The 12,981-nt window shown below is 70.9% G+C and carries 10 protein-coding genes; 6 read left to right on the top strand and 4 right to left on the bottom strand.

Translation table 11 applies throughout. The features are described from left to right. Positions 1–2: 2 nt before the first annotated feature. The gene (locus tag ABLE53_RS12230) at positions 3–1,763 is read right to left on the bottom strand and encodes an MFS transporter (protein WP_348859221.1); all 1,761 of its coding nucleotides are present in this window, start codon (positions 1,761–1,763) and stop codon (positions 3–5) included. A 156-nt stretch (positions 1,764–1,919) separates the two neighbouring features. Beyond that, positions 1,920–4,025, bottom strand: a complete 2,106-nt coding sequence (locus tag ABLE53_RS12225; RefSeq protein ID WP_348859220.1) for a M4 family metallopeptidase — start codon at positions 4,023–4,025, stop codon at positions 1,920–1,922. Positions 4,026–4,229: 204 nt separating this feature from the next. On the opposite strand from ABLE53_RS12225, the gene ABLE53_RS12220 reads away from it, so the two are divergent. Continuing rightward, entirely contained in the window at positions 4,230–4,514 is a 285-nt protein-coding gene (locus ABLE53_RS12220) for a DUF3263 domain-containing protein (RefSeq protein WP_348859219.1), read from the top strand. 151 nt (positions 4,515–4,665) lie between these two features. Here the strand turns inward: ABLE53_RS12220 and ABLE53_RS12215 are convergent, their stop codons facing one another. Next, positions 4,666–5,661, bottom strand: a complete 996-nt coding sequence (locus ABLE53_RS12215; protein ID WP_425474880.1) for a potassium channel family protein — start codon at positions 5,659–5,661, stop codon at positions 4,666–4,668. Positions 5,662–5,811: 150 nt separating this feature from the next. Between ABLE53_RS12215 and ABLE53_RS12210 the strand changes: the two genes are divergently transcribed. Further along, positions 5,812–7,515, top strand: a complete 1,704-nt coding sequence (locus ABLE53_RS12210; protein ID WP_348859215.1) for an acyl-CoA dehydrogenase family protein — start codon at positions 5,812–5,814, stop codon at positions 7,513–7,515. A 64-nt stretch (positions 7,516–7,579) separates the two neighbouring features. After that, a complete protein-coding gene (locus ABLE53_RS12205) occupies positions 7,580–8,326 on the top strand; it encodes a class I SAM-dependent DNA methyltransferase (protein WP_348859214.1) in 747 nt (248 codons plus the stop codon). 100 nt (positions 8,327–8,426) lie between these two features. On the opposite strand, the gene ABLE53_RS12200 is transcribed toward ABLE53_RS12205, so the two are convergent. Then, on the bottom strand, positions 8,427–9,869 hold the full coding sequence (locus ABLE53_RS12200; protein ID WP_348859213.1) for a glycine hydroxymethyltransferase: 1,443 nt from the start codon (positions 9,867–9,869) through the stop codon (positions 8,427–8,429). A 417-nt stretch (positions 9,870–10,286) separates the two neighbouring features. Between ABLE53_RS12200 and ABLE53_RS12195 the strand changes: the two genes are divergently transcribed. Genes ABLE53_RS12195 through ABLE53_RS12185 form a run of 3 tightly spaced genes read left to right on the top strand, consistent with a single transcriptional unit; the run spans position 10,287 to position 12,927 of the window. Then, positions 10,287–12,008, top strand: a complete 1,722-nt coding sequence (locus tag ABLE53_RS12195; RefSeq protein WP_348859212.1) for a nitrite/sulfite reductase — start codon at positions 10,287–10,289, stop codon at positions 12,006–12,008. Next, positions 12,008–12,181, top strand: coding sequence for a hypothetical protein (locus tag ABLE53_RS12190; protein ID WP_348859211.1), 174 nt, complete (start codon positions 12,008–12,010; stop codon positions 12,179–12,181). Before ABLE53_RS12195 ends, ABLE53_RS12190 begins: the two co-directional genes overlap by 1 nt. After that, entirely contained in the window at positions 12,178–12,927 is a 750-nt protein-coding gene (locus ABLE53_RS12185) for a phosphoadenylyl-sulfate reductase (protein ID WP_348859210.1), read from the top strand. Before ABLE53_RS12190 ends, ABLE53_RS12185 begins: the two co-directional genes overlap by 4 nt. Positions 12,928–12,981: the final 54 nt, after the last annotated feature.

The following is a 12,981-nucleotide window of genomic DNA, read 5'->3' as shown; positions in this document are numbered from 1 at the left end:
CCTCACTCCTCCTCGGGGATCGCGACGCCCGCGGCGGTCTCGGCGATGACCGGCTCGTCCTCGTGGACGTACTTGCCTCCCGCGACGAGCGAGGCGATCGCGGCGAGGACGCACATGACGGCGGCCGCGGCGAAGACCACCACGAGGCCGTGGTGGAACGGCTCGGACATCAGCTGGGGGAAGAACGTCTTGCCGGTCAGCGTGTCGAGGTCCGGGTCGCCGAGCGGGATGCCCGCCCCCTGAAGCTGGTCGAGGATCGTCTCGATCGGGTTGAAGCCGAGGAAGGAGGCGAAGAGCGACGACACCGGCGGCATCTGCCCGGCCGCCGTCGCCGCCTGCTCCGAGACACCGTGGGCCTGCAGCCCCGCCGTCATGGTGTCGGGCAGCTTCGCGGCGAGCCCGGCGATCATCAGCGAGAAGAACACACCGATCGACAGCGAGGAGCCGGCGTTGAAGAACGTCCCGCGCATGCCGGACGCGGCCCCGCGCTGGTTGGCCGGGACGGAGTTCATGATCGCGGAGACGTTCGGCGCGGCGAAGAGCCCCGAGGTCAGCCCGTTGACGAGCAGGATGAGCGCGAAGATCCAGTACGGGAAGTCGACCGGGATCAGCAACAGGCCGACGAACGTCACCGCGACGCCGAGCATCCCGCCGGCGGCGAAGAGCCGGGCGCCGAACCGGTCGGAGAGTACGCCGGACAGCGGCCCCGCCACGAGGAACCCGATCGTCAGCGGCAGCATGTAGATGCCGGCCCACAGCGGCGTCGACTCGTAGGAGTAGCCGTGGCGCGGCAGCCAGATGCCCTGCAGCCAGATGATGAGCATGAACTGCATGCCGCCGCGGGCGACCGAGGAGAGCAGCCCGGCGAGGTTGCCGGCCCAGAACGGCCTGATCCTGAAGAGGCTCATCGCGAACATCGGGTCGTGGACCTTCGTCTCGATGATGCAGAAGGCGACGAGCAGCGCGACGCCGCCGATCATCCCGCCGAGGACCCAGGGGTTGCCCCAGCCCATCGTGCTGTCGCCGTACGGCTGGATGCCGTAGGTGATCGCGACCAGCAGGGCGGTCAGCCCGATCGCGAAGGTCAGGTTGCCGGGCAGGTCGAGGCCGCCCTGGCGGCGTGTGCCGGTCTCGTGCAGCGACTTGTAGGACCAGACCGTGCCGAGGACGCCGATCGGGACCGAGACCCAGAAGACCAGCCGCCAGTCGACCTCGGAGAGCACGCCGCCGACGATCAGCCCGATGAACGAGCCGGCGACCGCCGCGACGTTGTTGATGCCGAGCGCCATCCCGCGCTGCTCGGCGGGGAAGGCGTCGGTGAGGATCGCGGTGGAGTTGGCGAACAGCATCGACCCGCCGATGCCCTGGATGACCCGGCCGACGATGAGCCACATCGCGCCGGTCCCGCCGTGGAACGGGTCGAGCGAGAGGAACACCGAGGCGAGTGAGAAGACCACGAACCCGAGGTTGTAGATCTTCACCCGCCCGTAGACGTCGCCCAGCCGCCCGAGCATCACCACCAGGACGGCAGAGACGACCAGGAAGCCCATGATCATCCACAGCAGGTAGCTGACGTTGCCCGCCCCGAGCGGGTCGAGGTCGATCCCGTTGAAGATCGCCGGCAGGGAGATGATCACGATCGAGCTGTTGATCGTCGCGATCAGGATGCCGAGCGTGGTGTTGGAGAGGGCGATCCACTTGTAGTGCGGGTGGTCGGCCTGGATCCGCTTCTGCGCGGTGGTCGGTGTCGGGGCTGGGCTCACGGGCGCAATTTACTTGCGGCACGCTAACTAAATGTTTCGGGGCTCGTACGGCGGAACGACAGCGGCCGCCTCCCCCGAGAGCGGCCGCTGCCGTTTCCCCCCGCCACCGCGGTCACGTGCCGCGCCGGGGCTGCCCCGCCAGCCCGGCGCGGACTGTCAACTGAGCGTGACCGCGGTGTCGTCCACGAGGAAGCTCGTCGCCAGCGAGCTGTCCTCGGTTCCGGTGAAGCCCAGCGTGAAGGTCGTCCCGGCCTTCGAGCTGAGGCTGATGGTCTTCTTCACGTAGCCCGACGACTCGTTGAGGTTCGAGTACGTCGCCAGGGTGGTCGACCCGGCCTTCACCGTCAGCTTGTCGTACGCCGTCGAGCTCGACGTCTCGTTGCTCGCGACGTACAGGTAGAACGTCAGGCTCGCCGAGCACCCGGACGGGATCGTGACCGACTGGCTCAGCGTGTCGGTGTGGGTCCTCCCGTAGCCGTCCATCCAGGCCTTGTAGCTGCCGCTGTGTGCGGGCGCGTCGCTCGAGCTGTCGATGACCCCGCTGCTCGCGGTCCAGCCCGTGCTGCCGGACTCGAAGCCCGGGTTGGCCAGCACGTTGCCGGAGCAGGAGCCGGAGCCGCCGCCCCCGCCGCCGCCGCCGTCGCCGTCCCCGCAGGTCGGGTCACCGGACTGGGCGGGCACCGAGACGGCGTCCCAGGCCGCCTTCACGGCGTCGAACTCGGTGCAGCTGTCCGGGTACAGGCTCTTCGCGGCGGTCAGGGTCCAGGTGCGGTACTTCAGGTACGACGACGAGCTGGTCTTGAGCAGCATCGCGTTGTACATGATCGTGATCGCCTTCTGGATCCCGACGCCGGAGACCGACGAGCCGTCGCAGGTCGGGCTCTCCGGCTGGCCGTCGGTGGGGCTCGAGCCCTCCGCCAGCAGGTAGAACCAGTGGTTGCCCGGCCCGGCCGCCGCGTGCACCTCGTCGGTCGGCGTGGAGGACGAGTAGCAGTTGTCGTCGCCCGCCTGGGACGGGTCGTACATGTAGCGGATCGGCCCGGAGCCGACCAGGTCGACCTGCTCGCCGACGGTGAAGTCCGGGGCGTCGTAGTCGGCGCCCTGGTCGTCGTACCACTCGGTGGCGGCGCCGAACGTGTCGGCGACGAACTCCTGCGTGCCGCCGCCGGAGATCCCGCCCGGGGTGTGGTCGTCGACGCCGTGGCCGAACTCGTGGGCGGCGACGTCGATCGAGCCGATCCACTCGCCGTTCTCGTTGTAGCCGATCTGCACCTGGGTGCCGTCGTAGTAGGCGTTCTCCTCCTGGTCGCCCACCCGGATCGGCACCCAGCCGCCGCTGCCGTCCATGCCGTCCCGGCCGAGCCAGTCGGCGAGCATCGCCTTCTCCTGCTGGATGCTGTAGAGAGCGTCGACGCAGCCGGTCTCCCGGTTGGTGCCGTCGCTGTTGCCCCAGGTGTCGTCGGAGCCGGTGTACGTCGTGTTGTTGGCGGCGTTCTGGCACTTCAGGGTCGGCTCGTCCGGATCGGTCATCGAGTACGTCGACCCGCTCTGCGTCGTGTCGAGGTGCACCGGGTTCGGCCCGCTCCAGTGGGCGGTGCCGTCGCCGTACAGGACGTGCTGCTTCGTCTCGAGCACCGTGCCGCTGGCGGCATCGACGTAGACCGACAGGCGCGAGGGGGCGCCCGTGGCGGTCGTCCCGTCCACGATCGTCTCGTACGCCAGGTGCGAGCCGCCCTTCTGCAGGACAACGAGGTCGGTCCCCTCGAGCGAGGGGTGCTTCACGAGGCCCTTGGAGACTGCGCGGGCGCGCGCCTTCGTGATCGCCGGCGTCGTGGTCGCCAGCGAGACCTTCCGGCCCTGCGCGACCGTGGTCGCGACCACGTCGCCGTCGCTGTCGGTCGCGACCACGAAGTCACCGCCGACGACCCGCAGACCGTCGTGGGTGCGCTGGTACGGCAGGTAGGTCAGGCCGTGGGAGGTGACCACCGGCTGGGCCACCGCCTTGTCGCCCGCGGCCAGCTTGAGCACCGCGGGCTTCCTCGCGACGAGCGCGGACGCGGCGTCCTTGGCTGCAGCGATGTCCGGCTTGCCCTGCGCCAGACCGGGGCCCTGGGCGTTCTTCGCCGGGCCCGCGCTCTTGGTCGGAGCCCCGGTGCTGCCCTTCGGCTTGCCCGTGGCGGCGTCGGCGCCGGTGGGCACCGCCACGACCGCCACGGCCGCGACGAGGACCGCCGCCAAGCCCCCCGCAACGCGTCTGTCCATCGCAGACTCCTCGTCCCGAGCCCGTCCTGCGACGAACCCCCCCGAAATGGTTCTCGGCCGTGAATCTGTCGCGCCGCAAAGTTGCCGGTCAACGGAGTGCTGTCCCCACAAATGTGCAGTGCAAGAAGTCGCAAGAATCCTCGGCCGGCCCCGGCGGCCCGGCCCGGCGGGCCGCGTCGCACGCCGGGCTGGGAGACTTGACCCATGACCGAGGCACCCGACGAGCGCTCCGCCGCCTCCCCCGGGCTCACCGAGCGGGAGCGCCGGATGCTGGAGTTCGAGCGCTCCTGGTGGTCGTACGCCGGGGGCCGCGACGCCGCCGTCCGCGAGCAGTTCGGCCTCACCCCGGCCGACTACCACCGGGCGCTCAACGCGCTCATCGACCGGCCCGAGGCGCTCGACCACGACCCGCTGCTGGTCCGCCGGCTGCGCCGGATGCGGGCCACGCGCCGGGACCGGCGGTCCCGCGGCATAGCCCGTTCGGACTAGTCCGCCGGCCCGTCCGGGCCATCTCTTCGCCGCCCGCGCGGCGTCCGCGTGATTTCGCGTGAACGCCGGGTTAATCTAGGTCTTGTTGAGCCGCTGGTGACCCGAGACGCCAGCGGCTCAGCCTATTTCCCGGGCCTTCCGTGAGGTGAGGTCAGGAGTCGTCGGTCGCGAAGTCCTCGTCGTGCGTCCCCGGGCGAGGAGCCCACGGCAGCTCCTTGGCGGGGCGTACGACGATGAGCCGGTCGCCGCGGGCGAGCTGGCTGACCACGGGGTCGAAGTAGCGGAACACCTTCTCGTCGCGGACCACCGCGATCACCTGGTCGTCGAGGTGCTGCGGCTGCCTGCCCACCTCGCTGACCAGCAGGTCACGCTCGGCCACCTCGAGGCCCTCGCCGTAGGTCAGCAGGTCCTCCATCACCTGGCCGAGCATCGGCGAGAGCGACGACAGGCCGAGGAGCCGGCCGACCGCGTCGGAGGAGGTGATGACCGAGTCGGCGCCGGACTGCTTCATCAGCGGTGCGTTCTCCTGCTCGCGCGCTGCGGCGACGATCCAGGAGTTCGGGTTGAGCTGGCGCACCGTCAGGATCGCCAGCACGTTGGAGTCGTCGCGGTTGGTCGTGATGATGACCTGGTCGGCGGTGCCGACCCCGGCCCGGATGAGGACGTCGCGACGGGTCGCGTCGCCGGTCACGACCGCGAGGCCGTCGGCGTGCGCGTCCTGCAGCGCGCCGGTGCTCGGGTCGACGACGACGATCTGCTCGCGGTCCTGGCCGTTGTTGACCAGCGTCTCGACCGCGCTGCGTCCCTTGGTGCCGTAGCCGATGACGACGACGTGGTGGCCCATGTTCCTCCTCCATCGGGATACCCGGATCATCTCCCGGCCGCGGCTGGCCAGCACCTCCAGGGTGGTGCCGATCAACAGGACCAGGAAGCCGATGCGAGCCGGGGTGACGACGAACGCGTTGATCAGCCTGGCGTGCTCCTCGACCGGCGCGATGTCGCCGTAGCCGGTCGTGCTCAGCGTGACGGTCGTGTAGTAGATCGAGTCGAGCAGCGTGATCGGCCGGCCCGGGTGCGCGTTGTCGGCGTACGCGTGCCGGTCGGCGTACACGAGGACGACCGTGCCGACGAGGATGCCGACCGCCATGAGCAGCCTCCGGCCCAGCTCCCACCATGGCGAGCGGACCCGTTCGGGCAGCGACACGTGCCCCGGGCCGGTGCGCGCTCCGAACGCGGACTCGCTGCTCTCCTCGGGCACGCAGGCAATCTAGCGCGAGCCGGTCTATCGTCTCTGGACATGGCTCCCGACACACCAGCCGACACCTCCGCCTCGCCCCGTGCCGACGACCGGGCGGCTCTCCGGGCCGCCCTCAACCAGGCTCCCCCGCTCGTCGGCCACGACGTCGTGACCTCCGACCTGGCCCTGGCCGAGGCCGTACGCCGGCACGCCTCCGACGACGTGCTGGACTCGCTCACGCCAGTGGGACGCGAGGCCGGCAGCGCGGAGGCCCGCGAGCACGGCCTGCTCGCCAACCAGCACGAGCCGACGCTGGTCAACTACGACCGCTACGGCAGCCGGGTGGACCGGGTCGACTTCCACCCGTCGTGGCACTGGCTGATGGAGCGCGCCGTCGGCCACGGCCTCGCCGCCGCGCCGTGGGAGCAGGAGACCTCCGGGACGACCGAGCACGCCCACGTACGCCGCGCGGCCGGCTTCGTCGCGTGGTCACAGACCGAGCCCGGTCACGGCTGCCCCATCTCCATGACGTACGCCTCCGTGCCCGCCCTGCGGGCCGACGACACCCTCGCCAAGGAGTGGACCCCGCTGCTGGCGTCGCTGTCCTACGACCCGCGCAGCCTGCCCGCGACGGAGAAGCTCGGCGCGCTCGCCGGCATGGGGATGACCGAGAAGCAGGGCGGGTCCGACGTCCGCGCCAACGTCACCGTGGCGAGGCCGACGTCGGTCGACGGGGAGTACACCCTGCACGGCCACAAGTGGTTCACCTCGGCCCCGATGAACGACGTCTTCCTCGTCCTCGCGCAGGCGCCCCATGGCCTCACCTGCTTCGTCCTGCCGCGGGTCCTTCCCGACGGGTCGCGCAACCGGCTCGACGTCGTACGCCTCAAGGACAAGCTCGGCAACCGGTCCAACGCGTCCTCGGAGCTGGAGTTCGACGGCACCCTGGTCCACCGGCTCGGCGAGGAGGGCCGCGGTGTGCGCACCATCATCGAGATGGTGGCCGCCACCCGGCTCGACTGCGTCCTCGGCTCCACGTCGCTGATGCGGAAGGCGGTCGCCGAGGCGTCCTGGCACGTCGCGCACCGCTCCGCCTTCGGCGGGCTGCTCGCCGACAAGCCGCTGATGCAGAACGTCGTCGCCGACCTCGCCGTCGAGTCCGAGGCGGCGACCGCGCTCGCGATCCGGCTCGCCGCCGCCGTCGACCACGCCGACGACCCGGCCGAGGCGGCTTTCCGGCGGCTGGCGCTGCCGCTGGCGAAGTTCTGGGTGTGCAAGCGCACGCCCGGGATGGTGGCCGAGGCGCTGGAGTGCCTCGGCGGCAACGGCTACGTCGAGGAGTCGGGCCTGCCGCTCCTGTACCGCGAGGCGCCGCTCAACTCGGTCTGGGAGGGCTCGGGCAACGTCAACGCGCTCGACGTCCTGCGCGCCCTCGGCCGCGAGCCGGAGGCGCTCGACGCGTGGATCACCGAGGTCGGGCTGGCCCGCGGCGGCGACCCCCGGCTGGACCGCGCGATCGACACCACCCTCGAGCTCCTCGGCACGCTGATGGGCTCGCCCGACCAGCTGGAGGGGTCGGCCAGGCGGCTGGCCGGCCGGATGGCGGCGGTGCTCCAGGGCGCGCTGCTCGTCCGGTTCGCCCCGGCCGAGGTCGCCGACGTCTTCTGCGCCTCCCGGCTCGGGACCGGTCACGACGGCACCTACGGCATGCTCGACGGCGGCGACCTGCGCGCGATCGTGGAGCGCACCACGCCGGTGCTCTGATGCCCGCCGACTCCCGCCGTAATTCGCTCGACCCCGGCGGCCGCCCCCAGCAGGCTGGCCCACCGTGACCAGCAGCGACCTGTGGACCGAGGACCAAGCCGAGCGCTACGACGACCCCACCGACCCGATGAACAGCGCGGAGGCGGTCGCGCCCGTGGTCGACCTCCTCGCCGGCCTGGCCGGCAGCGGCCCGGCGCTCGAGCTCGCCATCGGCACCGGCCGCGTCGGCGTACCCCTGCGTGAGCGGGGCGTCCCCGTCGCGGGCATCGAGCTCTCCGCGCCGATGGTCGCGGTGCTCCGCCGCAAGGTCGACGAGGCCACGCTCCCCGTCGTGGTCGGCGACATGGCCACCGCCGAGGCGCCCGGGTGCGGCGGCTTCGCGCTCGCCTACCTCGTCTACAACACCATCGGCAACCTGCGCACCCAGGACGAGCAGGTCGCCTGCTTCGCCAATGCCGCCCGCCACCTCGCGCCGGGTGGGCGGTTCGTCGTCGAGGTCGGCGTGCCCTCGCTGCGGCGGCTGCCGCCCGGCCAGACCGCGGCGCCGTTCGACGTCTCCGAGGAGCACGTCGGGTTCGACACGTACGACCTGGTGAGCCAGCAGGCCGTGTCGCACCACCTCACCCGCGAGGCGGACGGGCGGTTCCGCTACTCACCCCACAACTACCGCTACGTCTGGCCCTCCGAGCTCGACCTGATGGCGCGGCTCGCGGGGATGCGGCTCGAGGCGAGGTACGCCGACTGGGGCCGCAGCGAGTTCACCGCCGACAGCGACAAGCACGTGTCGGTGTGGCGCAAACTGAGCGCGTAGCTGCCCCTGCGGCGTCACTTCCCCACAATTGCCCGAGAGTGACGCCCTCAGGCCGGCCCGGGGCCGTCACAACGGCACGAATGCACGGTTGTCGCGTCGCTCACGCGAGGTCGAGACCTGGGTAGAGCGGGTGCTTGTCGAGCAGCTCGGCGGCGGCGGACTTGGTCTTGTCGGCGACGCCGTCTGCGATGACGTACGTCGCCCTCGACGGCGCCCCGGCGCTGGTGGTGCCCGGCTCGGTGTTGGTCAGCACGTCGACGATCAGCTCCGCGACCTTGTCGAACTCGTCGTGGCCGAAGCCGCGGGTCGTGAGCGCCGGGGTGCCGAGCCGGATGCCGGAGGTGTACCACGCGCCGTTCGGGTCGGCCGGGACCGAGTTGCGGTTGGTCACGACGCCGGAGTCGAGCAGTGCGGACTCGGCCTGGCGACCGGTGAGCCCGAATGAGCTGACGTCGAGCAGCACGATGTGGTTGTCGGTGCCGCCGGTGACGAGCTTCGCCCCACGCTTCAGGAAGCCCTCGGCGAGCGACTTGGCGTTGTCGGCGATGCTCTGCGCGTACGTGCGGAAGCCGGGCTGGCGGGCCTCGGCCAGCGCCACCGCCTTCGCGGCCATGACATGCGAGAGCGGGCCGCCCAGGACCATCGGGCAGCCGCGGTCGACGGACGGGGCGTACTCCTCCGTCGCAAGCACCATGCCGCCGCGCGGGCCGCGCAGCGACTTGTGCGTCGTGGTCGTCGTGAGGTGGGCGTGCGGGACCGGGTCCTCGTCGCCGGTGAACACCTTGCCCGCCACGAGTCCGGCGAAGTGGGCCATGTCGACCATGAGGGTGGCGCCGACCTCGTCGGCGATCTCCCGCATCTTCGCGAAGTTCACCCGGCGGGGGTAGGCCGAGTAGCCGGCGACGATGACGAGCGGCTTGAACTCCTTGGCCTTCGCGCGGACGGCGTCGTAGTCGAGCAGGCCGGTCTCCGGGTCGGTGCCGTACTGCTGCTGGTGGAACATCTTGCCGCTGATGTTGGGCCGGAAGCCGTGGGTGAGGTGGCCGCCGGCGTCGAGCGCCATGCCCAGCAGCCGCTGGTTGCCGAGCTCGGCCCGCAGCGACTCCCAGTCGGCCTCGGAGAGGTCGTTGACGTTCTTGGCGCCGAACTTCTCCAGCCAGGGCCCCTCGACCCGGTGGGCGAGGATCGACCAGAAGGCGACCAGGTTGGCGTCGATCCCCGAGTGCGGCTGGACGTAGGCGTACGGCGCGCCGAACAGCTCGCGCGCGTGCTCGGCCGCGAGCGCCTCGACGGTGTCGACGTTCTGGCAGCCGGCGTAGAACCGGTGTCCGACCGTCCCCTCGGCGTACTTGTCGCTGAACCAGGTGCCCATCGTCATCAGCACGGCGGGGCTCGCGTAGTTCTCCGACGCGATGAGCTTGAGGCTCGCGCGCTGGTCGACCAGCTCCTGCCTGGTGGCCTCCGCGATCCGTGGCTCCACCGAGGCGATCACCTCCAGGGCCTGCTGGTAGGCGGAACTCGTCAGGGAGGAGAGGTCGCTCATGGGCGCCAAGCGTAGTCAGCGGGCGGCATCGTCACGGAATCCGAGACGCGTTAACTCTGCGTCACCACCGCGTGCCTGAGGTCGCCGTTCCAGGCGCAGGACCGCCGCGATGCCCATATTCTGGACACGCGTCTCGTTATCCGAGATCATGATTTGCGGACAGGCCGTCCGAACCCTGAGACTGCTTGACATGGTCAGCGCTGCAACGCACAAGCACCTCGTGGTACGCCGCCACGTGGACTTCTGCCGCATGCGCAGCATGATCTGTTGGCCCCGCTGATCGCCGAGCCCCGCGTCACCGCGTCGAGCTCGGCCCGCCGCCCCCATCCACAGATCATCCCGGGCGCACGGTTCGCGAGCAGGCCTTGTCCTCTGGTGCCACCGTGTGTCCCTTGACCACAAGGAACTCTGACACCGATGTCCGATCTGCGCTACCAGGCGAAGCCGCCCCAGCACACCGAGGTCCCGAGGCCCAAGAAGGGCGAGGGACAGTGGGCGCTCGGCTACACCGAGCCGCTCAACAAGAACGAGATGTCCAAGAAGGACGACGACCCGCTCAACGTCCGTGACCGGATCCTCACCATCTACTCCCGTCGCGGGTTCGACTCGATCGACCCCAGCGACCTGCGTGGCCGCTTCCGCTGGATGGGCCTCTACACCCAGCGCAAGCCCGGGATCGACGGCGGCAAGACCGCGGTGCTCGAGGAGGAGGAGCTCGACGACCGCTTCTTCATGATGCGCGTCCGCTCCGACGGCGCGCTGCTCCCGCCAGCCACGGTGCGCGCGCTCGGCGAGGTGGGCCGTGACTACGCCCGCGACACCGCCGACGTCACCGACCGGGAGAACATCCAGTACCACTGGATCCGGATCGAGGACGTTCCCGCCGTCTGGGAGCGGCTCGAGGCCGGCGGCCTCGACACCACCGAGGCGTGCGGCGACAGCCCGCGTCCGTTCCTCGGCTCGCCGGTTGCCGGCGTCGCGGCCGACGAGATCATCGACGGCACACCCGCGCTCGAGGAGATCAAGCGCCGCTACATCGGTGACCCGGCCTTCTCGAACCTCCCCCGCAAGTTCAAGACCGCCGTGACGGGCCACCCCTCGCACGACGTCTCCCCCGAGACCAACGACGTCTCCTTCGTCGGCACGACCCACCCGGTCCACGGCCCGGGCTTCGACCTCTGGGTCGGCGGCGGGCTCTCCACCAACCCGATGCTCGCCCGCAGGCTCGGCGTCTGGATCCCGCTCGACGAGGTCCCCGACGTCTGGGCGGGCGTCGCGTCGATCTTCCGCGACTACGGCTACCGCCGGCTCCGCTCGCGCGCCCGGCTGAAGTTCCTGGTCGCCGACTGGGGCGTCGAGAAGTTCCGCGAGGTCCTGGAGAACGAGTACCTCGGCCGTCCGCTCGTCGACTGCCCCTCCCCCGAGTCCCCGCTCGGCCACCGCGACCACGTCGGCGTCCACGACCAGAAGGACGGCCGCAAGTACGTCGGCCTGGCGCCGGTCGCGGGCCGGGTCTCCGGCACCATGCTGGTCGCGCTCGCCGACACCATGGAGAAGTACGCCGTCGCGGGGGCCCGGCTGACGCCGTACCAGAAGATCGTGCTGATCGGCGTGGAGCCCGAGGTTGTCGCCCCGCTCGTCGCCGATCTCGAGGCCATCGGCCTGTCGGCCCGCCCGTCCAACTGGCGGCAGAACACCATGGCCTGCACCGGCATCGAGTTCTGCAAGCTGGCGATCGTCGACACCAAGAACCGTGCGCGCGACCTCGTCGCCGAGCTCGAGCGGCGCTTCCCCGACCTCGACGCCACCATCACCGTCAACGTCAACGGCTGCCCCAACGCCTGCGCCCGCACCCAGGTCGCCGACATCGGCCTCAAGGGCCAGCTGGTCATGGACGAGAACGGCCAGCAGGTCGAGGGGTTCCAGGTGCACCTCGGCGGCGCGACCGGGCTCCAGGCCAGCTTCGGCCGCAAGCTGCGCGCCCACAAGGTGACCAGCGCCGGTCTCGACGACTACGTCACCGCCGTCGTCACGAACTACCTGGCCGACCGCGCCGACGGCGAGTCCTTCACGACCTGGGTCACCCGGGCCGACGAGGAGCTCCTCCGCGGCGAGCGCGTCCTGGCGGGGGCGGTCTGATGTCCGAGCGGATCGTGCCGTTCCACTGCCCGTTCTGCGGCGAGGAGGACCTCTGGCCGCACGGCGAGACCCACGGCGCCTGGGAGTGCCGGGCCTGCCTGCGGGCCTTCTCGCTGAAGTCCCTCGGGCTCATCCGCCCGTCCCAGCCGACCGGAGAGGGGGTCGCCCGATGACCGCCGCACCCGCGACCACGGCCGCCCGCAGCTTCCGTGGCGCCCACACCGAGGGTCGTACGCCGGAGGAGCTCCGCGAGCTGGTGTCCCACTGGGGTGCCGAGCTCGAGCTCGCCCCCGCCGAGACGATCATCGAGTGGGCCGCAGCGACGTTCGGCAAGCGCTTCTGCGTGACCTCCTCGATGGGGGACGCCGTGCTCGCGCACCTCGCCTCGAAGGTGGTCCCGGGCATCGACGTCGTCTTCCTCGACACCGGCTACCACTTCGTCGAGACCATCGGCACCCGGGACGCCGTCGCGGCGACGATGGACGTCAACCTGATCAACATCACCCCGGTGCAGTCGGTCGCCGAGCAGGACGCGACCTACGGCAAGGACCTCTACCGCACCGACCCGGACCTGTGCTGCAAGCTCCGCAAGGTCCAGCCGCTCGCCGAGGCCCTCGAGGGGTACGACGCCTGGGCCACCGGCCTGCGCCGCGCCGAGACCCACAACCGGGTCATCGCGCCGGTCATCGGCTGGGACGCCAAGAAGGGCAAGGTCAAGGTCTCGCCCATCGCCCGATGGTCCGACGAGCAGGTCGAGCGCTACATCGCCGACAACGGCGTGCTCGTGAACCCGCTCGTCTACGACGGCTATCCGTCGATCGGATGCGCGCCCTGCACCCGACGTGTCGCGGCCGGCGAGGACCCGCGCAGCGGCCGCTGGGCCGGCACGAACAAGACCGAGTGCGGGATCCACGCGTGACCGCACCGCCTCTCCAGACCACCTGCTCCACCAGCACCACCGAAGGGAAGATCC

Source organism: Nocardioides asiaticus (assembly GCF_040049175.1).
GTDB lineage: Bacteria > Actinomycetota > Actinomycetes > Propionibacteriales > Nocardioidaceae > Nocardioides > Nocardioides cheoyonin.
This window is presented reverse-complemented; position numbering and strand designations above follow the sequence as displayed.

What these genes read in the sequence shown, in the direction of transcription:
- ABLE53_RS12215 (WP_425474880.1), bottom strand. Translation starts at nt 5,661, where the DNA reads ATGGCGGTCGGCATCCTCGTCGGCACGGTCGTCCTCGTGTACGCCGAC.
- ABLE53_RS12185 (WP_348859210.1), top strand. Translation starts at nt 12,178, where the DNA reads ATGACCGCCGCACCCGCGACCACGGCCGCCCGCAGCTTCCGTGGCGCC.
- ABLE53_RS12225 (WP_348859220.1), bottom strand. Translation starts at nt 4,025, where the DNA reads ATGGACAGACGCGTTGCGGGGGGCTTGGCGGCGGTCCTCGTCGCGGCC.
- ABLE53_RS12210 (WP_348859215.1), top strand. Translation starts at nt 5,812, where the DNA reads ATGGCTCCCGACACACCAGCCGACACCTCCGCCTCGCCCCGTGCCGAC.
- ABLE53_RS12195 (WP_348859212.1), top strand. Translation starts at nt 10,287, where the DNA reads ATGTCCGATCTGCGCTACCAGGCGAAGCCGCCCCAGCACACCGAGGTC.
- ABLE53_RS12220 (WP_348859219.1), top strand. Translation starts at nt 4,230, where the DNA reads ATGACCGAGGCACCCGACGAGCGCTCCGCCGCCTCCCCCGGGCTCACC.
- ABLE53_RS12200 (WP_348859213.1), bottom strand. Translation starts at nt 9,869, where the DNA reads ATGAGCGACCTCTCCTCCCTGACGAGTTCCGCCTACCAGCAGGCCCTG.
- ABLE53_RS12190 (WP_348859211.1), top strand. Translation starts at nt 12,008, where the DNA reads ATGTCCGAGCGGATCGTGCCGTTCCACTGCCCGTTCTGCGGCGAGGAG.